25 protein-coding genes and 1 tRNA gene are annotated in these 23508 nt (G+C 68.3%); 9 read left to right on the forward strand and 17 right to left on the reverse strand.

The window, feature by feature from the left end; genetic code table 11:
- Positions 1-99: 99 nt before the first annotated feature.
- Together AB0I42_RS12485 and AB0I42_RS12490 are read left to right on the forward strand one after the other, a co-directional pair.
- Positions 100-654: a hypothetical protein gene (locus AB0I42_RS12485; RefSeq protein ID WP_357536743.1), complete on the forward strand. Its 555-nt coding sequence runs from the start codon at positions 100-102 to the stop codon at positions 652-654.
- Positions 647-2236 (forward strand): phosphatidylserine/phosphatidylglycerophosphate/cardiolipin synthase family protein, encoded by a 1590-nt coding sequence (locus AB0I42_RS12490; protein WP_357536745.1) that lies wholly within the window; start codon positions 647-649, stop codon positions 2234-2236. The genes AB0I42_RS12485 and AB0I42_RS12490 overlap by 8 nt, the downstream gene beginning before the upstream one ends.
- A 40-nt stretch (positions 2237-2276) precedes the next feature.
- Here AB0I42_RS12490 and AB0I42_RS12495 read toward each other — a convergent pair.
- Positions 2277-2352 (reverse strand) — tRNA-Arg (locus AB0I42_RS12495).
- A gap of 696 nt (positions 2353-3048) precedes the next feature.
- Here AB0I42_RS12495 and AB0I42_RS12500 point away from each other — a divergent pair.
- The 4 genes from AB0I42_RS12500 (at position 3049) to AB0I42_RS12515 (ending at position 6906) form a co-directional block, all read left to right on the forward strand.
- The gene (locus tag AB0I42_RS12500) at positions 3049-3537 is read left to right on the forward strand and encodes a VanZ family protein (RefSeq protein ID WP_357536747.1); all 489 of its coding nucleotides are present in this window, start codon (positions 3049-3051) and stop codon (positions 3535-3537) included.
- Between the two features lie 86 nt (positions 3538-3623).
- The gene (locus AB0I42_RS12505) at positions 3624-4616 is read left to right on the forward strand and encodes a tyrosine-type recombinase/integrase (protein WP_357536818.1); all 993 of its coding nucleotides are present in this window, start codon (positions 3624-3626) and stop codon (positions 4614-4616) included.
- Positions 4617-4652: 36 nt separating this feature from the next.
- On the forward strand, positions 4653-5399 hold the full coding sequence (locus AB0I42_RS12510) for a hypothetical protein (RefSeq protein WP_357536748.1): 747 nt from the start codon (positions 4653-4655) through the stop codon (positions 5397-5399).
- Positions 5400-5778: 379 nt separating this feature from the next.
- Positions 5779-6906: a hypothetical protein gene (locus tag AB0I42_RS12515; protein ID WP_357536749.1), complete on the forward strand. Its 1128-nt coding sequence runs from the start codon at positions 5779-5781 to the stop codon at positions 6904-6906.
- 132 nt (positions 6907-7038) lie between these two features.
- Here the strand turns inward: AB0I42_RS12515 and AB0I42_RS12520 are convergent, their stop codons facing one another.
- From AB0I42_RS12520 to AB0I42_RS12560, 9 genes are all read right to left on the reverse strand, one after another.
- A complete protein-coding gene (locus AB0I42_RS12520; RefSeq protein WP_357536751.1) occupies positions 7039-7491 on the reverse strand; it encodes a hypothetical protein in 453 nt (150 codons plus the stop codon).
- Between the two features lie 330 nt (positions 7492-7821).
- Positions 7822-8196 carry an Imm1 family immunity protein gene (locus AB0I42_RS12525; protein ID WP_357536752.1) on the reverse strand — a complete coding sequence of 125 codons (375 nt, stop codon included), beginning with the start codon at positions 8194-8196 and terminating at the stop codon, positions 7822-7824.
- Entirely contained in the window at positions 8193-8588 is a 396-nt protein-coding gene (locus AB0I42_RS12530; RefSeq protein WP_357536754.1) for a DddA-like double-stranded DNA deaminase toxin, read from the reverse strand. The genes AB0I42_RS12525 and AB0I42_RS12530 overlap by 4 nt, the downstream gene beginning before the upstream one ends.
- Complete coding sequence (locus AB0I42_RS12535) at positions 8500-9216, reverse strand: DUF6244 family protein (protein ID WP_357536756.1); 717 nt, start codon at positions 9214-9216, stop codon at positions 8500-8502. Before AB0I42_RS12535 ends, AB0I42_RS12530 begins: the two co-directional genes overlap by 89 nt.
- A gap of 154 nt (positions 9217-9370) precedes the next feature.
- Positions 9371-10591, reverse strand: a complete 1221-nt coding sequence (locus tag AB0I42_RS12540) for a helix-turn-helix transcriptional regulator (protein ID WP_357536758.1) — start codon at positions 10589-10591, stop codon at positions 9371-9373.
- Between the two features lie 337 nt (positions 10592-10928).
- Positions 10929-11315, reverse strand: coding sequence for a hypothetical protein (locus AB0I42_RS12545; RefSeq protein WP_357536760.1), 387 nt, complete (start codon positions 11313-11315; stop codon positions 10929-10931).
- Between the two features lie 91 nt (positions 11316-11406).
- Positions 11407-12222: a methyltransferase domain-containing protein gene (locus AB0I42_RS12550; protein ID WP_357536762.1), complete on the reverse strand. Its 816-nt coding sequence runs from the start codon at positions 12220-12222 to the stop codon at positions 11407-11409.
- Between the two features lie 81 nt (positions 12223-12303).
- Positions 12304-13269 (reverse strand): ABC transporter substrate-binding protein, encoded by a 966-nt coding sequence (locus tag AB0I42_RS12555; protein ID WP_357536763.1) that lies wholly within the window; start codon positions 13267-13269, stop codon positions 12304-12306.
- 148 nt (positions 13270-13417) lie between these two features.
- Complete coding sequence (locus AB0I42_RS12560) at positions 13418-14245, reverse strand: SAM-dependent methyltransferase (protein ID WP_357536765.1); 828 nt, start codon at positions 14243-14245, stop codon at positions 13418-13420.
- A 234-nt stretch (positions 14246-14479) separates the two neighbouring features.
- Between AB0I42_RS12560 and AB0I42_RS12565 the strand changes: the two genes are divergently transcribed.
- A complete protein-coding gene (locus AB0I42_RS12565; RefSeq protein ID WP_357536819.1) occupies positions 14480-15043 on the forward strand; it encodes an NUDIX hydrolase in 564 nt (187 codons plus the stop codon).
- On the opposite strand, the gene AB0I42_RS12570 is transcribed toward AB0I42_RS12565, so the two are convergent.
- From AB0I42_RS12570 to AB0I42_RS12585, 4 genes are all read right to left on the reverse strand, one after another.
- Entirely contained in the window at positions 15040-16416 is a 1377-nt protein-coding gene (locus AB0I42_RS12570) for a helix-turn-helix domain-containing protein (RefSeq protein ID WP_357536767.1), read from the reverse strand. The genes AB0I42_RS12565 and AB0I42_RS12570 overlap by 4 nt on opposite strands.
- A gap of 307 nt (positions 16417-16723) precedes the next feature.
- Entirely contained in the window at positions 16724-17830 is a 1107-nt protein-coding gene (locus AB0I42_RS12575; protein ID WP_357536769.1) for a methyltransferase domain-containing protein, read from the reverse strand.
- 2 nt (positions 17831-17832) lie between these two features.
- Positions 17833-18780 (reverse strand): ATP-grasp ribosomal peptide maturase, encoded by a 948-nt coding sequence (gene tgmB, locus AB0I42_RS12580; RefSeq protein WP_357536770.1) that lies wholly within the window; start codon positions 18778-18780, stop codon positions 17833-17835.
- The gene (locus AB0I42_RS12585) at positions 18780-19022 is read right to left on the reverse strand and encodes a hypothetical protein (RefSeq protein WP_357536772.1); all 243 of its coding nucleotides are present in this window, start codon (positions 19020-19022) and stop codon (positions 18780-18782) included. Before AB0I42_RS12585 ends, tgmB begins: the two co-directional genes overlap by 1 nt.
- A 488-nt stretch (positions 19023-19510) precedes the next feature.
- Here AB0I42_RS12585 and AB0I42_RS12590 point away from each other — a divergent pair, with 488 nt between their 5' ends.
- Positions 19511-19921 (forward strand): hypothetical protein, encoded by a 411-nt coding sequence (locus tag AB0I42_RS12590; protein ID WP_357536774.1) that lies wholly within the window; start codon positions 19511-19513, stop codon positions 19919-19921.
- 320 nt (positions 19922-20241) lie between these two features.
- Positions 20242-21156 carry an aminoglycoside phosphotransferase family protein gene (locus AB0I42_RS12595; protein WP_357536776.1) on the forward strand — a complete coding sequence of 305 codons (915 nt, stop codon included), beginning with the start codon at positions 20242-20244 and terminating at the stop codon, positions 21154-21156.
- Between the two features lie 64 nt (positions 21157-21220).
- Here the strand turns inward: AB0I42_RS12595 and AB0I42_RS12600 are convergent, their stop codons facing one another.
- The 3 genes from AB0I42_RS12600 to AB0I42_RS12610 form a co-directional block, all read right to left on the reverse strand.
- The gene (locus tag AB0I42_RS12600) at positions 21221-22015 is read right to left on the reverse strand and encodes a dienelactone hydrolase family protein (protein ID WP_357536779.1); all 795 of its coding nucleotides are present in this window, start codon (positions 22013-22015) and stop codon (positions 21221-21223) included.
- A 170-nt stretch (positions 22016-22185) separates the two neighbouring features.
- Positions 22186-22659: a GNAT family N-acetyltransferase gene (locus AB0I42_RS12605; protein WP_212823655.1), complete on the reverse strand. Its 474-nt coding sequence runs from the start codon at positions 22657-22659 to the stop codon at positions 22186-22188.
- 74 nt (positions 22660-22733) lie between these two features.
- Positions 22734-23504 (reverse strand): hypothetical protein, encoded by a 771-nt coding sequence (locus AB0I42_RS12610; protein ID WP_357536781.1) that lies wholly within the window; start codon positions 23502-23504, stop codon positions 22734-22736.
- Positions 23505-23508 lie beyond the last annotated feature (4 nt).

Here is a 23508-nt window from a genome sequence, read left to right on the forward strand (position 1 = left end):
AACGCGGCCGAATCCCTTGATCCGGGTAGGAGGCCGCCCGCCGAAGTGTGTCGCGGCGATGAAGGGTTCGTTACCAGCCGTGCGGATGGTGTCGCAGGTTTGATCGGCGACTCAGAGTCCACTTACCGACGGGTACGTCGGAAACGCGATCGAGCAGACACGAACGGGTACCGGAACGGGACCACGGAAATCGTCGGCAACCTCTACCCTGCCCTCGACGGGGCGCTGCGCCCGCTGACGCCGGTCAGCCAGGCCGAGGCAACCGTGCTGGACGACCGCACCGTCCGGTTCTTCACGGTGACGACCGAGGGGGCACGGTACTTCGGTGACCAGGGGCTGCCGATCAGCCGCCCACTCGGGCTGAGCATCCGCTCGGCGCAGGCGATCGTGGCCGTACCCGCCCGGCTCGCCCCGGCCGACCCGGCCGCCGCCGGGCTGTTCGCCCTCGACCACGCCGTCCACCACATGCTTGAGACGCCCCTTTCCGAGCTGACACCGCGGACCGCCGCGCAAGCGGTGGCCGGTGCGGTCGAGATCCACCAGCTGGCCGAGACCGCGGTCACGGTCGACGAGCTGCGGTCGGAGCTGTGGCGGCGACGCCACTTCACCCCGTTGTACACGCTGCGAGCCGCCGAGGACTTCGACTATGACTGACGCGTCGACCGCTCCGGCCAGGCCATCGGCTGACGACGTGATCGACCTCGGTGCGCTGCCGGTGTCCGGGGCATACTTCCTGGCCCGCCCCGAGGTTCCCACCCGTACGCCGTTCCTGGCTGCTCCTCTGGCTGCTCCTGGCCCGGCAACCGCTGACGGGACCGACCCGGCGTACCGGCACTGCTGGACGTACGCCGGGGGTGGTTCGACGATCCGGCAGGAACTCGTCGAAATGCTGGACGGAGCCCGGCGAAAGGTCTTCGTCGCGAGCTTCTTCCTCGGCGACGCGGAGGTCCGGGCGGCACTGTGTCGGGCCGCCGAACGACTCCACGGCGGCGTGTACGTCATCTCGGCGCTGGACGACCGCAGCCTGAACCGAGCCATCAACGAGGTCGACGACCAACAGCCCGTGGACAAGCAGACCGAACAAAAGAGGTTCGAGGAACTGACCCGCCAGGGAATCTGGGTCCGCGGGTACGAGGGATGCCACGCCAAGTTCGCGGTGGTCGACGATCAGGTGGCGCTGGTCAGCAGCGCCAACCTGACCACTCACGCCCTCGACGTGACCGGCGAGAACGGTGTGGTGGTGCGGGCCGCGGCGGATGTGGACACGCTCGCCCGGCTGTTCGCCCGACTGTGGCAGGGGGCAAGGTGGGAGATGCCGCCCGGCGACGATCCGGTGGTGTCCGGGCGTACCGCCACCTCCCGGGCGGTCCGGGTCGACACGCCGAAGCCGGGCGCCACCGGTCCCGTCTGGACCTTCGACGACGAGCACCACATCCAGGAGGCGATCGAGGAGCTGATCGACTCGGCCCGGGAGGAACTGCTGCTGGCCACCTTCAGCCTGGACAGCATGACCGCCAACCCCCGGCTGCTGCTCGACCCGCTGCGGGTGGCGGTCGACCGGGGAGTACGGGTCAGCATGCTGCTACGCGGTCGGAACAACATGTCCACCCACCGGGCCGACGCCACGGCACTGGCCGAGCTGGGGGTCCGGCTGCGGCCCTGCCGACTGAACCATGCGAAAGGCGTGATCGCCGACCGGAAACGAGGTGCGTTGTTCTCCGCCAACTTCGACGCTCGCCACGGACTGACCAACGGCGTCGAGGTCGGCATGCGGCTGGACGGCACCCCGAGCCTGGACGAGGCGATCCGCTACTTCGAGCAGGCCATGCGCGAGTGTGACCTGGAGTTCGTACGCGAAACGACGGTCCGGGCGCTCACCCGGCTGGCCAGCCCGGTCTGTAAGCCGTGGCCGTTGCCCAAGCGGCTGACCGTGGCCGGCACCGACAGCGACTGGCAGGCGATGCGGCGGGCCACGGCCGACGGCGGGCCCGCGTTGTACTCGGTGGACTCCGATGGTCAGCACCTGATCCAGGTCGGCGTACAACGGTGGACCCTCACCCCGGAAGCCGACGGTGGACACCGGTTGACCCGCGCGACCCAGGAACGCCGGATACCCACGGCCGCGGCCCTACTCGACGACTGGCTCAGCTCCCGGGCATCGGACCGAACCCGGCGCGGCATCTGCCCGGCGGCCCTGGTCCGACCTCAACCTGGCGATTTGACGTTGCTGAAGTGACCCCCTGGAGCCGAACACCTTGCTGCTCCCCGCGAAATCTTGGTGCCCCCGGCAGGATTCGAACCTGCGACACACGGTTTAGGAAACCGTTGCTCTATCCCCTGAGCTACGGGGGCGCGATGATCCAGACTAGCTAGCAGCGGCTGTCAGCGTACCGCAGGGAGCCGCAGGCGCGGTCGACGCCGGCACCGTCACCAGCGGATCACACGACGACCACACGTACCCCGTCTGGACGGGCGACCATCAGGGGGCGGGCACGGTCGGTCAGCGTCGACCACGGCCGGTCACCGCTGCCGGAGCACACATCGGGCACACACGCGAACGCCATCGATGCCCGCTCACGCCGACCGGTCTCGACGAGGTGGCGCCCCGGATTGTGGGGTTGCCCGAGCCAGCATCTGGCCACCCGCCGACCGGCTCCTCAGCAAGGCGCGGGTGGCGTGGGGTTGGATCGACCCACGGTGGGCACGCAGTGGCACTCCGGGGCGGGTGCGATGTCGGCGGCATCCGTACACGCCCTCGTTCGACCCATCCCGACGAGCGGGTACACCGGCTGGTCGTGGCCATGACCAGCCTGCCGCCTACGGCAGCCGTGCCGCCGACCAGGCCGCACGGTCAGTTACGACTTCGACATCCGCTTCGCAAGCCAGTACGCGCTCTTCTGCTCATGAGCGGTCACCCGATCTTGTGCGTGGGATCCACACACATCGTTGGCGTGGGTTGATGCCCGGCCCGGACTATGATGCTCCACGATGATCCCAGGCGGGTACCTGCGTTGGCTTCCGGTTGTGGCGACTGCGGTGGCTCTCGTCATGGCCAGCCTGGTCGGCACGCGTCACCTCGTGGCCTGTTACCGGCGGCGCGGCGTCCCAGCGGGGCTGGCGGCCCGGCGGGCATTGGCCACGACGGCCATGGCGGTCTGGACGCTGCCGTGGCTGATGGTGGTCCTCACCCCCCTCGACGCACCCCGAGAGGTTCGGCTGGTGCCGCTGCGCGACCTTGTGGAGATCCTCGCCGACCATCCGCTGACCGCGTTCTTCCAGATCGTGGGCAATCTGCTGGTGTTCGCGGCGGTTGGGTTCGGTCTGGGCATGGGGTGGCAGGTCCGGTTCGCATATGTGGTCGTAGCGGCTGCAGGCATGTCGACCGCGGTGGAAGCGCTGCAGTACGCCCTGGCACTCGGACGCGTCTCGTCGATCGACGACGTGCTGTTGAATACGACGGGTGCAGGCTTGGCCGTCCTCGCGGCGCATCGGCTGCCGGTTCCCGATCGCCTGCTGTCCTTACCGCCGTCGCGATGAGCCCCTCCCGGTCACGGCGCCGGACACCCACCACCGCGTGGCCAACCGCTTCCACCGCTGGTCGCGTCGTAGCCGGGCTGGAGTAGCTGCAGCGACTAGAGGTCCGCGGGGAACCACAACATCGCGGTTATGATCGTGGTGCCCGGGTTTGCCGCCGCGCGCGTCCACACCAGTCCGACCTGCGCGTCTTCCTACGCTGGTGCACCGACCACGGCCTTGACCCGATGGCCGCGGCGCGGGTAGACATCGAGCGGTGCGTACGCTGGCTGCAAGACGTACGCCGCTACCAGCCCTCGACCGTCTCCCGCCGACTGTCGGTCGTGGTCGGCTTCTACCAGGTCTGCGTCATCGACGCCATACTGGCGCACTCGCCAGCCGACTACGTCCGTCGACCCACCGTGCCCGCCGAGTCACCGACCCTCGGACTGGGACACCTGCAGTTCGAAGCCCTGATCACCACCGCCCGTAAGTCCTCGAACCCGAACGATTTCGCACTGGTCGCGCTCCTGGGCCTGCTCGGCTTGCGGATCTTCGAAGCCTGCGGGTCGCACATCGCCGACCTCGGTGAGGAACACGGCCACCGCGTTCTGCGCGTACGAGGCAAGGGCGGCAAGGTCGTCCTCGTCCCCCTGCCACCCGCGGTCGCCAGGGCCATCGACCGGGCCGTCGATGAGCGCACCAGCGGGCCGATCCTGCGCAACACCCACAGTCGGCGAATGGACCGGCACCCGCCACCCGCCGACTCAGGCACCTCGCCCACACGGCGGGGATCCGGATGCCGAGGATGCCATCCCCACATGCTGCGCCACACGCTCGTGACGACCATGCTCGACGCTGGCGTCAGCCTCCGCGACGTGCAGATCGCCGCCCGCCACGCCGACCCGAGAACCACCATGCGCTACGACCGCGCCCGCAAAGAACCTCGACCGGCACCCCAACTACATCCTCGCCGCCTACATCGCCTCTGGAACATAGCCAGCGCTCACGACTCTGCCGATGAGCGGTTGTCGCAGCAATCCGGTAGCGCGGTACGCCGAGGACGCATCACCCCATGCCCGAACAAGGTCAATTGGCCGTAGTCTGCGTGATCATCGCCGCAGGAGACGAAGGGTCCAATGGGCGCGAAGACTGCACTGCTTGCCTTCACTGAGGGCGATCTGCCCCCCGCGCTGCGGGGAGCGGTTCGAGCCGACCCCGCGGAGGTCCTCGCGCTCGTGCGCGAAATGCACCCCGACTACGAGGTGACACCGATTGACGACGGCGTACTCGGCGACGACACATACCCGCCAGACGACACCAGCTATGCGACTGTGCTGGCCGGCGCCGAGTTGTTCTGCGATCGCCGGCTCGTCTATGACCCCCCATCGGAGCTGCCCGCCCGTCTGCTTCGTGCCGCGGATGACCGGCGGATCATCATGCATGGGATGCACTCAGCATCTGACTGGCTGTGCTTCGCGGTGTGGGAGAACGGCTCACTGGTCCGTTCGCTCAGCGTTTCTCCGGACGGTGGCATCGGGGAGAACATCGGCGAACCGTACGACTTCGAGCGGCCGTACTGGGCGGGCGAGCGGCCGGTCGAGTCAACGCTCTCAGAAGATCCGTACCCGCTGCCGTTTCATCCGCTGGAGTTGGGTGAGGACGCCTTGCGCGCCTTGTTCGGTTTCGTTCTGGAGGGCCGTCCGGACCCTGACGACGTCGACCCGTACGAAGTTCCCCTGCAGGGGTTCCGGGTTGCCGACCCGACCGGCCGCGAACAGGCGGAACGCGAGGCCCACATGCAGCAGGTATTGCTGCAGATGGGACCGCCGCGCCGCTACCGCATGACGCCCGACGGCACATTCCAGGAAATCACCGACGCTTGACCACCTCGTCCAGGTGGCCTCTATGAACTTCCGGGTCTGCCGCTGTCTGGTCGGGCCGGCCTGAGCCGTCACGGCCGATGGCCGGCGGTGACCGGCTGGCGCCTTGTCATGCCGATGAGCGGACGTTCAACGTCGGGCGCGGCAAGCCGGCATCCCCAAGATGCGCTGCGCCAACGCGGGCGGACTGTTCGGGTTCGTCGCGAGCCAGCACAGGGAGAACGAGCTTTCGGCCAGTCAGGTATGCGCTCGTCGATCACGGGAAGCCGCAGCTTTGGCCAGGCTTCGGAGCGGCCCGCCCGAGCGGCGGAGAGGTTGATATCTTGCCGCGATGCAACCCGATGACCTTCGGCAGTCCGCGACCGAGTACGCACGCGGTGAGGTGGCCCGCGGCGTCATGACGTGCGGGATGATCGTGTCCGGCACGGTGGAGTACCTGCACGGTGAGGGCGAGCCCGCGGACCTGTACGCGCTGGCCTGGGAGATCGTGCCGCGCGAGCTCGCCGCGCATCTGGGTGTCCAGGCGGAGTGGCCCGCGCGGACCGACAGCGACCGGCTCACGGACGCGTTCCGCGCGCTCGACCTGGCGGGAATCGTCGCCCGGGAGGATTTCGCCTGCTGCCAGTCATGCGGGAACAGCGAGATCGGCGGCGAGGTAGGTAAAGGGACGCCGGCTCGTGGATTCGTCTTCTATCACGGGCAGGACGCCGAGCGGGCTGCTCAGGGCGGGACCCTGTGGCTGGCGTACGGCTCCTTCGACAAGCAGATCGGCGCTGCGCAGGTCGGCGAGGAGGTCGTGGCCGCCCTGCGCGGCGAAGACCTGGAGGTGGACTGGAACGGCGACGCCGCCCAGCGCATCCACGTCCGGCTGCGTTGGGCGAAACGCCGGTACGGCCGAATGGCCGCTTTCCCGGTGACCGCTGAGCCCGGCCGTTCCGTGGCGGTTCAGTTCGTTCCTGACCGGCACATGGTCTTCCCACCGATGTCGGTGGGTGCGCTCGCCGCGCTCGAGCTGCCCTGGCTGCCCGACGATACGAGTGTGCGGGTCGACGACGGCGAACGGACGGTGACGATCCGGCGGGAGAGGCACCGTCTGATCAGCGACGACGGTCGGGAGGCGGGCCGCTTCGAGGGCTTGGGGCTTTTCAGCGCGGGCAACGAAGGTGAGCTACCCGACGAGACGGGGCTGATCGAGGTCACCTACCAGTGCATGCCGAGCGGCCCACAACAGATCGCCGGACGGCCGATGGGTCTGCCCGAGATACTCGCCGTCGTGCGGCGGCTGCCCACCCGGACGGACTCGTGGCTGGCCGCCACGCACGAAGCCGGCATCGTGCAGATGCGCTGGGAGAACGGAATGCTATGGCTGGAGTCGCCGTTCGTGGCCGAGTCCGCCTCGGTCGGCAAGTACGCCAGCCTCGACGAGGCCGAGCGAATGCTCACCATCCTGGCCACCGAGAACCGCAACGCGATCCGCGAACTGGACGGCGTGATCACCAAGCCCTGGTGATGACCGGATTTGACCCGCCTCAGTACGCATCACACCGACTGCTGCACCGCCCATCACTTCGCTTCCCACCTCGGCTGAACCCTGAACCGCAACTGGCGCGCGGATTTGCCGCATAGCCAGCGCATGGGCAGCTCAGTCGAACCAGTTGAACAGCAGGTCGCCGAGCCGGCCAGGCCGGTGGTAGGCGACATCCCGACGTTCTTGGTCTGTAAGCAGCCGTAGGTGCCGGTCATTGAGCGGTTGATCCAGTTCCACCCCGGCGGCCACCCACAGACCTGCCCGGCGATAGATCTCCGCGCCTGGCACATCAACAAACAGCGCGTCGAGCGTGTGTGGCTCCCGCTGTCGAGCCCCAGCGACCAGGAGGGCCGCGGCGTTGAAGAGGATGGTCAACGGCTCGCCATCGTGGAGTCGCACACGGACTCGGTAATAGTTTCGGCCGACCATCGGCTCCTCGACCGACGTGGCGACCACCCCGCCGACTGCTCTGGTGCTGCCGTACACCGCCGTCAGCCAAGTGGTACGGGCCACCTCGTCAAGGTGCGGTTCGGTCACTCCCGCCTTCAGCAGATCGATAGTGGCCACGCATGAATCATCCGGCACCGCAGCCCTGACGGCGAGCCTCAGAGCGTGTAGGTCCACCTATTCGAAGCGGCTCCCGGTATCTGGACATGCCGCGAGGAGCCCGGCCCGACCACCGCCGCAGGCCGGCGCCGCTGCTTGGGTGGGAGGCCCAGAGTCCCTTCGCCGCTCTTTCTGCCAATCACTCACGGCAGCATTCCGCCACCGCCTCCAGCCCAGTTTCGATCTCATCAAGAGCAGAAGGTCCCGGGGCACGGCGGCATCGGGAGGTGATCGTCGATCAGGGCGTCGAGAGAATCGGGTGGGTAGCAGCGTTGGCGGGATACCTCCGGTTCAGAGAAGGGCGACCGCTTTCTGGACGGCGGTTTCGGGGCGAAGGCGGAGGTACTCGGCGGGGTATTCGGTGGGCACTCCGCCGAAGTCGAAGGAGATCGCGGTGGCTGGCGCGGGGACGTCGGGGTCGGTCTCGTAGCCGCCGTCGTCGGTGATGTGGACGATAAAGGCGTGGGTGGCGTGGCCCAGGCCGACCTGGACGCCGGGTGGCAGGTCGTCGGTGTCGTCGTCGGGTTCGTCGTAGATGGTGACGACGACGGGTTCGTCTCGGTCGTGGATCTGCCGGAGCAGGCTGTCGAGTGCTGTCGGATCGGTGATGTCGACCTCGTGGGTGTCCCGGTGGTCACCGCGGTCGTAGGCCCAGGTCACCTTCATGCGATCGCCTTTCCGTTTCCGACGTAGGTGCGCCAGTGCCGCACCTGTCCGTCATCGTCGCTGACGTAGACGGTCAGCCGCGAGCCGGCCGGCAGGAGTTGGGGAAGGATTCTCTCGCAGCCGTAGGGCTGGTACTCGCAGGGTGGATTGTTGGTGAGCACGACGGCGTCGGTGATGTGGCCGCGGCGCATCCGGGCGGCAAGCTTGGCCTCGAGGTGATCGGTGGTCGTGGCGATGAGCCGGTAGGCCGGTTTGAGGTCCGCGGCGGCGTCGGGGTCGCGACCGGATCGCATCGGTATCCGCTCACCGGCGATGAGCGCGACTCCCGATGTCGGGTCTTTGGGCTGTCGTCTCGGAAGGTCCAGGGCGGCCTGCGCCAGCCAGGACGGCAACTGCTCCGTCGCCGGGCGGGACCCAGTGCCGGGTGCGGGTGATCCCTTGTCGGGTACGCCCCCACCCAGCTCGGTTTCCCGCGCCGCCGATTGCTCTCGCCTCGCTGATCGCGAACTGCGCTCGTTGTCGGAGGGTGGCACCACGTTGCGCGACGGCGACCAGGGCCTGGTGAACGGCATCGAGTCTGGCCAGCAGAATCCCGGGGTCGCCCCCTTGCAGGACCGCGCCGGTCAACTGCCGGGTTTGGTCGATGCGGCCGATACAGGCGCCCACACCAGCGTGGATGTCGCCCAGTTTCTGGTCGAGCAGGCCGATCGTCGTGATCGTGTCCTCTGGGGTGGGCTGCCGTGGAGCGGCAGCCACCACCGTCGCGGCATCGCCCGCCAGGGTGGACAGGCTGCGGACTCCCGCCCGGATCTGACCGATGATGTCGCGGACCATGGCCATGTTCTGGGCGATCGCGGCGAACCCGGATGCCGCGGCTTGCATGGCGATCTGCTGTGCCACGTGATCGGCGGCCGAGGCCTGTCTCTGGGCGAGTTCAGTGCCGGCTCTGATCGCCTCGATCTCCGCCCGAACGGCATCGACCAGCACATCGACCTCCTTCGCTTCATCGTTCGGCTTCAACCATGGCACGAGCGTGCTGCCGTGGCCTTGTGCCGGAGGCCGGGCGTGGAGGGGAGAGATCGTCGGGACGGCAGTCGCATCATGCGACGCGGCGTCGGCGTGCTGACGGACCGGAACCTCTGCTGTCGGGTGCGAGCCCGTCGCCGGGCCGGGTCTATGGCGCCATCGGCACGCTGTGCTGGAGGGCGGTGAGCAGTTGGCTGGTGCGACTGTCCGCCTGGACGGCGGTTTTGAGGTGGTCGTGGGCGACGGTGAAGCGCAGGCTGCGGGGGTGTTCGAGGTAGAGGCGGCCGGCGAGGCTCTGGGTGACGGCGACGGGTGGGTAGGGGTCGGGCATGTCGAAGACGGTAAACGGGGTGTCGTACCGGGCGGTGATCTCGTGCCCGTCGGGCAGGACGTCGATGGTGTAGCGGGGATGGCGGGCGAGTTTGTGCAGGTGGTTGATCTGCTGCTCCATCAGGTGGCTGTCGCCGACCTCGTTCCGTAGGGCGGTCTCGGTGATCACGGCGGACAGGCGGTTGGTGCCGTCGCGGAACGCCTGTTTCCGGGTGTTGAGGGCGGCGACGGCGGCCCGGTGTTCGGGGGTGGGCTGGTGGATGCCCATCTGGGTTTGGATGAGGCGGGCGGCGTACTCGGGGGTTTGGAGCAGGTCGGGGATGCGGGTGGTGGCGTAGTAGCGGATGGCGGTGGCGCGGGTTTCGAGCCAGGCGAGGTTGACGTAGGGGCGGTAGGGCAGCTCGTCGCCGAAGTCGACGTCCCAGTGGCTGCCGTGGCGTGCGTCCAGGGCGAGGGAGAGCAGCACGTCGCGCTGCCGGTCGTCGAAGACGTGGTAGACGTCGAGCAGCGCGGCGACGTCGTCGTACTTGGGCTTGATCTCGCCGCGTTCGAACCGGCCCAGGCTGCTCCAGTCGAGTGGGAGGCGTTCGGCGACCTGCTGCAGGGTCAGGGAGCGGTCGAGGCGTAGCTGGCGGAGTTGTTCGGCGAGCCACTGGCCACGCACGGTCGGCTGGTGGCGTTCCTGAAACGGCATACGGTTGTTCTCCTGATCGGCCGGCTCTGGTTCGTGGTCGGGTTCGGGATGGTGCAGGTCGTCGGGATCGGCCTCCCACGCGTTACGGCGGTCGACCTCGGCGTCGAGGCGCAGCAGCACGGTGCGACGTCTGGGGTCGGTGACCTGGTAGACGTCGAGCAGGGTCGCGACCCGTCCGGCCAGGAACGGCCACTGACCCCGCTCGAACCGGGCCAGGGCGGAATGGTCGACCCGCAGATACCTGGCGGCGGCCTTGAGGGTGATCCGCCGGTCCCTGCGCAGGCGGCGCATCTGCTCGCCCAGCCACAAGGCACGCAGGCTGGACGGCGGCTGCTTGTACGGCATCGTTCAGACGCTTCCAACAGAAGAGGCTTGGATTGATGTACGTAGGTGGGATGCCGGACGTCGGCACCGTCTCGACGACCGGAATGGGGCGAGGGCTCGGGCCGACCGCCCAGCAGGTGACGCCCCGCGGCCGCGATGGACAGCGCGCGATCGTCGCTGTCCAGGAACCCGCTTCTGTGGACAGGCACCGGTTTGGGTGGGCCGGGCATGGGTGGTGAAGCACTCTTCGCCGCCGGCTTCGACGTTCGTGGTGGCGGATGGCGCGGGCCGGTCTGGTTCGCCGGCCAGCGTGGCCGCTGGTCGGGATGCTCGCTCGGTGCGGGCATCGTCATGGTGGCTAGGTGAGAGGCGTCGAGGCGGAGAGGTCCGCGAGGGTTCGTGCCCTGCGGATCGGCTGCCGGTTGTGGTCGCCGGTGTAGGTGCCGGTGCCGGTGGTGAACTCGTCACGGTGGTCGGCGGCGTCGAGTGCGGCGACGCGGACGATCAGGGTGCGGGTGGTGTGCGGCGGATCGGTGGGGGCCACGACCAGGTGCACCCATTCCAGGCAATTCAGTTGTAGCGGGCTCATGCCGGTGTCGATCTCGACGACGGTGCCGGTGAATCGGCGGTCGCCGCCGAGGTAGTCGTGTTCGGCGATGGAGATGCGGTCGCCGGGGCGGGGCAGGGCCATCCGCGTGGGCGGTGGAGGGTCGAGGCGGCGGGGCAGGGTGCTCGAGGCTGTCATGGCGAGACCTTCCGGATCTGTGGTGGGCACGGCCGACACACACGCGCCTGTCCCAGGCGGCAGGCGGTGAAGCGTTCCTCCTGCACAGGGTCTAGTGGTGGGGTTTGCCGCCGAGGGTGGAGTAGAGCTGGTGGCCGCGCACGACGAGTCCGGAGTCGGGATCGGAGACCAGTTTGGTGACCTCGTGCAGGTCGGCGTCGGTGAGCAGGCCGCCGTGCAGGAGCTGGTCGCGGTGGGAGGCGATCGCGGTCAGGGAGATCTGCAGGCCGGGGCTGCCGGCGTGCCAGACGGGTGCGTAGATGGCGGTGTCGACCCCACGTAGCCCGGCGGCGCGCATGGTGGTGTGGATGCGGGGTGCCCAGTTCGGGTCGGAGCCGGCGGCCTGGAAGACGCGCTGGTTGACCTCGTGCTGGTAGGCGGCGAACAGCCGCCGCTGCTGCCCGCTGGGCGCGTCCAGGACGACGCCGGCGGGCTGGACGTGCCAGTCCTCGACACACAGGATCCCGCCAGGGGCGAGGGCGTCGACAAGCCGGGCAAGGATCTTTTCGGGTTCGGGCAGGTGCATCAGGACCAGGCGGGCGTGGATCAGGTCGTACGGCGGGTCCGGGACAGGTTCGGTGACGATGTCGTGCCGCAGCGGGGTCAGGCGCGGGTGGGTGCCGGTGTGGCTGGTGTCGAGGTCGGTCGCGGTCACGAGGCCGGTCGGGCCGACGTGTTCGGCGAGCCAGACCGGGACGTGGCTGCGCCCGGCGCCGATCTCCAGGCAGCGGCGGCCGGTCAGGTCGAGGTGGGTCAGGCGGCCGATGGTGAAGTCGTCCAGGGCCGCGGAGAGGCTGGCGAGGTGCCGGCGGGCGGAGGGGTGGGAGTTGTCGTAGGCGTAGCGGGCCTCGGTAGCGGGGCGGGCCATCACTGCTCCAATGGGGAAGTTGCGGGGTGGGCCCGAGGGCGTTCGGGACGCCGCTCCGGGACCGGGCGAAGGAGATGGTTGTCAGGCAGGGCCTGTGGCGAAGCCGGAGGCGATCACGTCGGCAGGGGTGAGGCCGGCCGGGATCACGCCGGCGCCCTGGAGTACGGCGATGGCGCGGGCGATCCGTTCCGGGTCGAGGACGCCGGCGCGGGCGTTGGCCAGCACGTACGGCTGCATCAGGGCGACCTCCTGCGCGGCGGCGGCCGGGTCGGCGGAGGGTACGTGTTTGTGCAGGATCTGGCCGGCCTCGTCGGGGTGGTCGATGGAGTAGACGAGCCCTTCGAGGATCGCCTCGCTGAACCGGCGTACCAGGTCCGGATCGTCCCTGATCAGGGTCATGGGCGCGATGACCGCGTTGCCGTACAGGTCGGCGATGACGTCGGAATACGGCAGCAGGTGCACCGGGCGTCCCTGGGCGGCCTTCTCGACGGTGCCGCGGGCGACGGTGAACTGGCCGATCCCGTCGACCCGGCCGGCGGCCAGCAGTCCCGGCGTCTGCTGCGCGGGCGCGTTCACCCACTGCACGCTGCCCGGGTCGATGCCGGCGAGCTTGGCGTACGCCGGCCACAACAGCATCGGCGCCCCACCGGGCACCCCACCCACCCGCTTGCCCACCAGATCGGCCGGAGTGGTGATCCCCGACGACTCCAGCACCGTGATCGAGTTCAGGGTCCGCTGCTGGATCGCCGCGACCGTGCGTACGTCGCCCTGGTAGTCGCCCTGCCCCAGCGTGATCATCACGCCGGACAGGTCGTTGGCCGAGAACTGCGCCTGCCCCGCCGCCAACAGTTTCAGGTTGTCGGCCGAGCCCTGCCCGGGCTTGATCTCGACCTCGATCCCACGGTCGCGGAAGAAGCCCTTCTCCAGGGCCACCCAGGCGTACGCCTCCCGACCGAAGGACGCGAACGCGGTCAGGTAGGTGACCTTGTCCATGCCGTCCGGCGCCTTGGCTGGTTCGCCGGTGGTGCAGCCGGTGGTGACAGCCATCAGCCCGACCACCGCCGCAGCAACTGCCCGACGTGCGACTCTGATACTCACTTATCCTCCCCAGATGGATAAAACAGGCGCGCGATGGGCGCGCCGATCCACCGGCGACCACCTGCGGACTGCTGCCGCCGGCGCCGACCGGCGGCAGCTACACGAGCGGTGAAAGCCGGCCGATGCCGGCCCAGATCGGCACCGGTCCCAGATCCGCGGACTCCTCGACGTCGGTCGGCTCGGGCCGCCACTGGTCGACCGACACCACTCCGGGCAGCACCAGGTCCCAGCCGGTGAACAGGTCGGCGACCTGGTCACGGGAACGGAACGTCAAAGGGGTCGTGGTCGAGGTGTTGTACCGCTGAACGACACCGACCACCTCGCGCGACATCTGCGCCGGCGTCGTCAGATGCGACACCACGAGCCGGCTACCCGCCACCACGGCGGTACGGAACCGGTCAAGGATCCAGGCCGGATCCTCGGCGATGAAGTGCAGCACCGCCACCGCGAGAATCCCGACCGGCCGGTCGAAGTCGATCAGCCGCCCGGTGGCCGGATCGGACAGGATGGCGTCCACGTCGCGGATGTCGGCCTGAACCACCGCGGCACGCTCCACGCCGGCCAGCAACTGCCGCCCGTACGCGACCGCCACCGGGTCGACGTCGACGTACACGACCCGCCCCCGCGGGTTCGCGTCGTGCACGATCTCGTGAACGTTGCCGACCGTCGGCAGACCCGAGCCAAGATCGACAAACTGGTCCATACCCTCGTCCAACAGCGCACCAACGGCCCGCCTCAGGAACGCACGGTTCGCCCGCGCATACCGTCTGACCTGAGGCTCCGCCCCGAGCATCCGCTCGGCCATGACACGGTCGACGACGAAGTTCGACGAGCCACCGAGCAGCGCGTCGTAGACCCGCGCGGCACTCGGACGATTCAGATCCGCACTCGCTGTGTCACAGGTCTCGGCCGAATCGTTGATCATTTGGACCTCCAACTGCCCTGCTTCTATTCACGCCGGCATCGGCTCCCCTTGGCTCGCGGTGGGCATGTGGGATGTCCCCGCTGGAGCAGTCCGCCGGCCGAATGGGCCACAGCCATTGATGAGCAGCCTGGCCACTGCGCAACGTGAAGTGAAGGTGTGAGCCGTCAGCCGCTGTCTGCTGACGTCGTCGCCCGCCAGAGAACGGAGCCGGGCAGGTCAACTAGGGTGCACTCCATGAGTACGGAGGCGCGGCGTGCCAGCGAGTGGACCATCCATGGCGAGCGCATCGTCGACGACAGTCGTCGGGCTGTGCTCAGCATCGCCGACGTGGAGCTACCCGACGGGGTCCGCTTCGAGCAGTACGTTCTTCGGGTGCCGGCCGCCGCGATGGTGGTCGTTCTCGACGACGCGGAGCGGGTGCTGATGATGTGGCGGCACCGGTTCATCCTCGACCGCTGGGTATGGGAGTTGCCCGGTGGTTACCTCGACCCCGATGAGGACCCCGCCGTCTGTGCCGCAAGGGAGGTGGAGGAGGAAACCGGCTGGCGGCCACGGAGCATCGAGCCGCTGGTTACCTTCCAGCCGATGGTCGGCACCATCGACCAGGCCAACATCGTCTATCTCGCGCGCGGCGCTGATCCCACCGGTGCGGCACCGGACGTCAACGAGACCGAACGGCTCGGTTGGATTCCGCTCGCCGAGATCGAGCAACACATGCACGAGGGAAGGATCGTCGGAGCGGGATCGGTCGCGGGTCTCCTTGCGGTCCTGCTCAGAAGGGCGACGGGAACTCTCTAGGCGGATTGCAGTATCGGGCGCACCCGCTCCGTGAAGGCCCGGACATCAGGCAGGCCGACATGGAGGGCGAGCCGGTCCGCGAGGTCCTTCAGGTAGTCCCGTGCCCGCGCCGAACGCAGTCCCTCGGCCGCGTCGGCCGCCTGCATACCGACAGCGCTGGCCTGTTCCAGTTGGCCAGCCTGTGCGTGAGCTACCGCCAGCAGCACCAGATTGAACTGCCGGCCTCGCGCATAGTGCCGGCCATCCATCTCCAGCGACCGCAAGGCGAACCGTTCCGCAAGGTCACCGCGCCCCAAGGCAGCGAAGCAGTGCCCGAACTTCGCTGCCAGGTACGCCTCGTCGAAATAGCCGATCCAGTGCGGGTCGCCGGTCCTGTCCGCTCGATCGAGGGCACGCTCCGCTCGATCCAGCGCCGCCGCGCAGGCAGTCTCGTCATCTCCAGCGGCATATCCCTGTGCCTCCAGAACGGCTGATTCCGCCACAATCGCCTCTACCCCGACGTTCGCGGCCGACTGGCCAGCGGCACGGGCAAGATCAACCGCCTCGGCAGCCGCACCGAGATACGCGGCCTGATGGCTCATGGCCGCAAGAATCTCCGCACCCAGCGCCCGGTCCCCCGCAGCTGCGGCCAGCCTCAGCGCCTGAACCATGTAGCGCTGCGCCAGTCCGTTCAGCCCCACATCGTAGGAGGCCCAACCCGCCAACTGCGTCGTCTCGGCCGCTGCGGACAGAAGACTGGAACCCGTCCGCGCGTCATAGCGGCCCCGCAGGAGCACCGCCACCTCACCGTCGAGAAACCGCACGACACTGTCTCGGACGTGGCCACCGCCGTACTGGTTGTCCAAAGTCCGGTAGACGGCCGTAATCTGCCGAACCATTTCGACATCTGGCATCCCAACCAGTCGTTCGCCGCTACCCGAAGGACGCTCGTCCAGCGGCCAGGTCAGCCACCGCATGGCCGGGTGCAGGAACGCCGTCGCACTGAAACCGGCATCCCGAAGCGGCTGTCGCTGTTGCATGTCCCCCTGCCACAGCTCCACTGCAGCATCCAGGCCGTAGCGCCAGTCTGGCGCGAACTCCAGCCCCAACACAGGACCCTGATCGTCAGTTTGGCCGGTGTCCGCCGACGGCCGCCCGCTGTCTGCCGACACCTCGTGGACCATGGCAGACAGACGCCCCTCCGCATCCAGCGTCGCGTCCAGAGCGGCCGCCACAGACACACTCGGCCGCTTGCTGCCCGCCTCGAGCTCCCACAGGTAGCCGTGCGAACAATGGACGAGCTGTCCCAGCCGCCGAAGCGACAGGCGCCTAAGCTCACGCAACTCCTTGAGCCGAACACCGAAGCTCGGGTCGACCATGATCCGTCGCGCCATGACACACCCCCGATCACCGCAGACGGAGCCGCCCATGACTCGCCGCCAAGCCGATCCGCCGCATGCCGACGGTACAACGGCTCGAGCCTGGTGTCCTACATGTACACCGGCATGGTGATCAGGACGGACTTCATCCGAAACGGCATAGTGACGTACTCTCGGCGCCCGAGCATGATTCGTTGGGCCCGTCTTGGCCCTACTGGCCGGACCCTCAGCGCGTCCGCTCGCCGGGCCGGCGCAACGCGCTCAATCTCTTCACCTCAGGCGCCAACCAACTATGTATTGAGTGAACTCGTTGGGATCGGCCCTACACGGGCATGGGCCAGGCGTATGGGCTGTCGGGGTGGTCGAGCCAGATGTACTGCCGGTCGGTGTGGTTGAGGGCGCTGATCCCGTACCGGCCGCGGTGGGGATGGTCGAGGCGTTGCCACAGCTCGGCGACGTGCTCGGCGGTGTCCCATGGTCTGCCGCCGTACTGGATGGTGGTGTGGCGGCCGTCGACAGCGTCGGCGGTGCGGGCAACCTGGGCGTGTCCGGTGGGTGTGGACAGGGTGAGGAAGGTTCCGTGCGGGTTGTCCATGGCGCCGATGGACAGGCCGGGCAGGTGGAGTTGGAGTAGCAGGTTCAGGTCGTGGTCGGCGTGGTCGTAGACGGCCGGGTCGAGGCTGGTGATGCCGTACTGGCCGATCCCGGTTGCGGCCGGACCGAGGGTCCGTCGGTCGGCGAGTGGGTTGCCGACGTCGGAGCGCAGCGGCATGAAGGCGACGTGTTGGTTGTCGAAGCGGCCGCTGACCTCGTCGTCGGCGGTCTTGTCGAGGATCATCAGGGCGCAGCCGGCGCCGGCCAGTGGTGCGACGATCCGGCCGCCGGTGTGAAGTTGGTCGATCCAGGCGGGTGGGATGTGGTTGACGGCGCAGGTGGCGATGATCCGGTCGTACGGCGCCTGCTCGGCCCACCCCGCGCTGCCGTCCCCAACATCGAGGTGGGGGTGGTGGCCGGTGACGGCGAGTCGCTGGCGTGCGATTGCGTGCAGTGTCGGGTCGAGTTCGACGGAGTAGACGTTGTTCCCGCCGAGGCGGTGTGTCAGGAGTGCGGCGTTGTATCCGGTCGCGGTGCCGATCTCGAGTACGCGCATGCCGTCGCGGATATCGGCGCGTTCGAGCATGGTCGCCATCACGCCGGGCTGGCTGGACGAGGAGGTCGGCAGCAGCGGTCCTGTCGTGCCGGCGGTGGTCGGTGCGGGCCGTTGCTGGGTGACCAGGACCTGGTCGGCGTACACCTGGTCGAGCGGGGCGTCGGGGACGAAGACGTGTCGGGGTACCTGTTCGAAGGCGCGCCGCCAGGCCGGGTCGCTCAGCTCGCCGCTGTCGGCGAGGTGGGCGGCGAGGGTCTGGGCCGCGTGCTGCCAGTCCACGCCTACTCCTTGGTCAGTTCGTCGGCCAGAGCGGCCGCGATCGGCAGGTCGAGTTCCTCGGCCAGCCAGCCCCACTGGCCGGCGCCGTTGCACTCCAGGAACACCCAGCGTCCCCCGCTGGTGACGACGAAGTCGAACGCGGCGTAGGCCAGCCCGAACGCCCGACAGTAGTCTGCGACCTGCCCGGCGATGTCGGACGGGCAGTCCACCAGTTCGTAGGACAGCGCGTCGTAGTCGCTGCGCCAGTCGACCCTCGCCTGCTCGCTACCGGCATGTATGGCCACCGGGAACATGCGGTCCCCGACGACGGTCAGCCGGACCTCGAACCGCTTGGGCACCCACTGCTGGAACAGATGCGCGGTCGTCTCGACACCGGCCAGGTCGTCCAGGTCAGCGGCGGTGAGCCTGCGGGTCCACACGGCGGTGTGGGAGCCGGCCTCCTCGACGATCGGCTCGGCGAGCGGCTTGACGATCAGATCGCCGTACCGGGCCGCGAACTTCCGCACCGCCTCGGCCTGGTTCGTGATCAGGGTCGGCGGAACGGTCATGCCCGCCCGGCTGGCCGTGACGAGCTGGCGGGGCTTGTACTCGGCGTCCGCCAGGACGGCCGGATGGTTGATCCACCGGGCCGGAAGGCTGGACAGGATCCCGCCCAGCCCGACCCGGGCCTGGGCTCGGGCGAACCTGCGTTCCGGTCCGGACATGCCGGCCGGCAGCGTGAAGTCGCTCGGCCGCCGGTAGAACACCGAGATCACCTCACGCAGCTCGACCGGCCGCGCACCGGTCAGGCCGCCGCTCCAGGCGCCGTCGTCGAGTTCGGCGACGAGGGTCAGGTCGAGGGGGAAAGCGCCCACGTCGAGCCAGGCGTACGGGGCGCCGCGATCCCGTAGCTGGTTGGCGACCTGCTCGGCCGACCAGTCCGAGGGTGTGCTGACGATGAGGACCGTCATCAGTCGTCCGGGGTGACGTAGGTGTCCGTCTTGGTCGTGGGATTCTTGCCGTCCGAGGTCGTCGGCTCGGAGTGCCTGTTCTGAGTCGCCGGCGTACGGTGCCTGGCCTCGCGCAAACCACCGAGCGGCGCACCGCGCAGGACGAACGGCCGCATGTGCGTCGGCTGCTCCTGGCTGCCGCCGTCGGACGATGCCAGGCGCGGGAACCGGTGCGTGGCCGGCATCAACGGGTCCGGATTCATCAGAGGATCTCCTTCGTCAGTCAGGGTGGTAGGTATCGGCTCCGCGAAGACTGCCCCCGGCTTCATCACCTCCGTCCGCCGCCGCGACACCGATCACCGAACTACGTGGCGCCCCCAACTGATCGCCAACGCCGTCTCCCCACGACCGTCTGGACAACCAGGATCGGTGAGGGGCCGCAGCTGGCGACAGGGCTCCAAATCGCATCTGAAGGCCAGCCGACGTGGTCCGCCATCGAGCAAGCCATGGTGGGGATGTCGAGCGGCGCCAGAACCACCCGACCCTCGAACCACGCCCGCCTAAAGGTCAACGGACAACGGTGTCGGCTGACACGCCGCAGGCCGTTGCCGGGTCTACGGCGTCACAGCGGTCAGACTGTGGCGGTGGCAGATCCCGTAGGTGCGCGGCGCCCCAGTGACCAGGACGGCCGGCTTTGCCCGAACATCGGCGACGCCGGTCTTCCTGCGGACGCTGACCGGTGACTGGGCGAGTGCGGTTCGTTCGCTTCCAGAGCCCGGAGGCAGACGCCCTTGGCCGATACGTCGGTGTCTTTGGCCTGGTCAACACGTTGGCGCGACAGGGTCGACTGACGCCTGATCAGGAACGGTTTCGACGGGCGAACAACGACTGGTACGAAGCGGCCTATCCCGATCCAAGTACGGTCGTGCCCGGCGTGTACGACCATGACCGCAATCCCGGTGCGGCGGCCTGGTTCAAGATCTCGGCAACGACTCTCATCGAACGGGTCGCCGGCTATCTCGACATACTCGCCGCTCACGAGGTCAAGTGCATACAGTTGGCGGCAACGGATCCGCCGGGTCGCGTGATCTACGAGGACGAATTCCAGATCCTCATCGTGCCGGACCCGACGGCCGCGGCCAGCCGGCCCACAACGGACTGACGCGATGACCATCGCGATGTCGCCAGCGTGCGATGGCCTGACCTCGCGCAGGCCACCAGCGGCACGCCACACAGGAGAACGGCCCGCGTACGCAGGGTGACCTCTATCCTGTTCGTTCGCATCACGCCTGGCGTACCTGCTCCTCGCGTACGTGCAGTGATCCGTGCTGTCCCACGCGCTGCCCGGTGGCATACCCCTGCTCCCGAATACGCGGGGGTGATCCGTGGTCAGGTCTACGTCCGCTGAGGTTCGGGTCGGCCTGTGAGCTGATGACCATCGACCATGCGGGCCGGCTGCTCGGCAGATGACAGGATGGTGTGGTGGGGATTGTCGAGGCCACCGCGGTTCGATGGGTCGAAACGGTCTGGCGACGTCGGGTCACCGCGACGCGGCGCCTCACCGGTGGCTGGACGTCGAGCGTGCTGCGCCTCACCGCCGCCGACGGTGAGGAAGCCGTACTCCGGTTGATGACGAAGGAGCCGTGGCGTCGTCACGCGGCCGGGCTGCTGACGCGGGAGGCGGACGTCCAGGCGCGGCTCGGCCGGTCGTCGATTCCCGTGCCCCGCAGCCTCGCGCTGGATCCGTCAGGGGCCGAAGCGGGAGTTCCGGCCCACCTGATGTCGTACCTTCCCGGTCGCCTACGCCTGGACGACGTCTCGACACAGGCCATCGGCACGCTGGCGGACCTTCTCGTGACGATCCACCGCTTCGATCCCGGCTCGGCGAAACCGCGGGAGTTCCAGTCGTGGGCAGGTCCGGACAAACGCGTCGTGCCGCGGTGGGCCCGGCGGCCAGACCTGTGGGAGCGGGCGTTCGAGGAACTCGATCGGCCGGCACCGGCCTACGTCGGCACTTTCCTGCACCGCGACTTCCACCTCGGGAACGTGCTGTGGACGGGGGAACGGATCAGCGGTGTCGTGGACTGGGTGGAGACGTCCTGGGGTCCGGCGCACCTGGACGTGGCGCATGCCGCGACATACCTGGCCATGCTCCACGGCACCGCATCCGCGGCCGGCTTCACCGACGCCTACCGGCAGCGGGCACGCGACCGACCAGACGACGACGAGGTGCGGTACTGGAACATCATGGACATCGTCGGTTACCTGCCGGATCCCGCCAAGGTGGTCCAGCCGTGGCGCGACCACGGGCTGACGATCGGTCACGACCTCACCCGCGTACGGCTCGAACAACGGCTGGAAGCTGTTCTCGACGATCAAGACGGCGTACAACCTTGATGATCTTCTGAACCAATCGTGCCCGTCTTGCTGCCATCAACAACGGCGCTTCTGCTCCAGCCCCTCAAGTCGGGTGCCGGCGCGACTTTGCCGGGGCCCTGAGGTGGCGGGAGACGAACTCGCGCCACCGGCCGACAGCCGCGGGTCTGGTCTCGGCGTGTCCGCCGGGATAGCCGGCCAGTTCCTTGTCCGGCGAGCCGAGCAGGTCGAAGAGCGCCAACTGGCCGTCTCTGGGGAAGATCTCGTCGTGCCATTGAACGTGGAAGAGCACCGGGGCGGTGACCCGTCGGGCGTCGGCGGCGACACGCTGCGGCGCGTCCAGGCCCTCGTGCACGCCGGGGCCCTGCCGAAGCCCGAACTTACCGAAGACCGCACACCGCAGCCGGTCACCCATGGCCGCCGCCAGAGGTAGACCGAACCGGGTTCCCATGGACATCCCGAGATATCCGACGTTACTGATGTCGGCGAGGCCCGCGCCAGCGAGGGCGTTCACGGTCGCCAGCCAGTCGTCGGCCATCCGGTCGAGAACGACCTCGATCCCCTCCCGGGCGATCCTGGCCTGATATTCCGCTGGCGGCAACGGAGCCGGAACGCGGTCACCGTGATACGGGCCGTCGATCGCGACCGCCGCGAAACCGGAACGCGCGACGAACGATTGGGCAAGTTCGACGATCCGCGCGCTTCTCTTGTACCCGCTACCGCCATGCCCCAGCAGAATCAGCGGACGCGGCGCACGGGCCGAGGGCGGCAACCACACAACGCCCGGTACCGCACCCGACGGCCGGCGCAGGACGAACAACCGCTCAACGACGTCGTCCGCCGCCACACACTGCTTGATCCACTCGATCGGCTCGGGCACGACGCCATCCAACCAGCGGTGTGGCCGAACGAGGCTGGTGGTGCTGGTCTGACCGGTGCCGTTCTGTAGATCCGACCACGGCAGGAACCGTGTCGCTGGTATGCCTCTCGGTCGGGTATTCGGGCTGACCTACGCGCTTGGTTCCCTCCGTCGATGCGATGCGTGCTCTCCTACAGGTCGAACTGGTAGACCGCTCGGTCTTTGCCTGGTCCCTTGAAGTCGTTGACGACCTCGACGCCGTGCTCGGTACGGTCGCCGGGAAGGTTGCGGAAGCCGAGTGCTATCCAGGAGGCGTGCGCTGGACGGTTATCGGGTTCGGAGGTTAGCCAGAGGCGTTGGCATCCCCAAGCGGTCGCACGGGCAGCCAGGCTGTCGATGAGCATGCCGGCGACTCCGTGACGGCGGAAATGCGGGTGCGTGATCACGTCCTGGATGTAGACGTCTTGCGGCGTCTCCTGGTCGCGCATCGCGATCATCGCACCGACGACTTCGCCGTCGACCAGGGCTACCGGGCATGTGGAGGCGAACAGAGTCGCGTAGAGCCAGTAGTCGGACTCGCCGCGTACCCGAATGAAAGGTACGCCTGTCGCCATTACGGCCATGACCTGTGGGATCAGCGCAGCATCAATCGGCTTGATCCTCATTCTGGCACTCCTTCGATTGGCTGCAGGTCACACTCCACTGTGGCAGGTAGCCGGCATTGACAACGCCTTACGTGTCAGTGAAGCTGCCGCACCTCCCCGCCGGCGGTTACCTCGTACAGGCAGATGCGTAGCAGGTCCCGGACGTGGGTGGGAACCCGTTGGACGGCACGCACGGAGGTAGTCGGCACTATCAACGCGTAGCGGATGTCGGCGGATACGCCGGTCATTCGGCGTAGTAGCTGGCCGTATGCGATGTCGGCATCGGTGCCCGGCTCGCTGGTCCTCCCTTTCGCCTCACCAATCAGACGCTCGCCTCCCCGGACGGCCTCGATGTCGGTCCACGGATCGGTCGGCGCGACAGGCGTCCAGCCTTGGGAGATCAACCAGGTTCGAAAAGCATCCATGACCCGGTCCTCGTCGCTCTCACGGGTGAGCAGCTTGCGGATGACCTCGAGGTCCGAGTCCACATTGCGGCGCAGCCGGCCACGGCTGTCGGAATCCAGATCGCCGGGACGGATCACGACGAGCCGCAGTCCGTGGGCAGGGATCTCGGTATCCCGCCGCGCGTCGTACAAAGCCCGCTGCTCGCCGCGGTGAACTCCGCTGATGGTCAGCGTGCCAGGCTTGTCGAAGTGCGCCACGGGCTGGTCGTGCTGCTGCTCGCGATACTCGACGACGAGCTGATGGCCGGGCCAGTACCCATCGACGGGCAGCATCACCCGTCGTCCGTTGATAGACGGGTCACCGAGCAGCCACTCGAACCGGTGCTGCGTCTCGGCTTGCTCGCCCAACACCTTGCTACACAGCCCGATCACAAACGCTTCGTCACTGTCGTCTCTGCTCACGTCG

It is taken from the genome of Polymorphospora sp. NPDC050346 (genome assembly GCF_040655695.1).
In the GTDB taxonomy this organism is placed as follows: Bacteria; Actinomycetota; Actinomycetes; order Mycobacteriales; family Micromonosporaceae; genus Polymorphospora; species Polymorphospora lycopeni.